Genomic DNA, 364 nt, shown 5'->3' with positions numbered 1-364 from the left:
ATGGCCCTCCTTCGGCGGCTTCGTCGCCGCGGGCGGCTCGGGCTTCGGCTCGACCTTCGACGCGGCGTCGGGCCCCATCGCCGCCAGGATCTCGTTGGCGAAGAGGAGGAGCTGATCGGGGTCGATCTTCTCCGAGCTGCGGCCGAACCGGGCCCGCAGGAGCTTGGCCAATTGATGCTGGAGGTTGTCGATGAACCGCCCCTGCTCGCGCACGGTGTCGACGAGCTCGCGGATCATCGCGTGCGAGGCGGGGAGGTCGTCGGGGAGCGTGTCGGGGACGTCCTTCATGCCCGTATTACGGGCGGGGCCGACGATCGTGACAGAGAATGTTCAGGATCTCATACGAATGCGGATCCCTCCTGGA

At 67.0% G+C, this 364-nt stretch carries 1 protein-coding gene; it reads right to left on the bottom strand.

Annotated elements, in window-relative coordinates:
• On the bottom strand, positions 1–288 hold a 288-nt coding region (locus G6O54_RS37135; RefSeq protein ID WP_205679205.1), incomplete at its 3' end, for an IS66 family transposase.
• Positions 289–364 lie beyond the last annotated feature (76 nt).

The sequence above is a fragment of the Aquisphaera insulae genome, from assembly GCF_011064615.1.
GTDB lineage: Bacteria > Planctomycetota > Planctomycetia > Isosphaerales > Isosphaeraceae > Aquisphaera > Aquisphaera insulae.
This window is presented reverse-complemented; position numbering and strand designations above follow the sequence as displayed.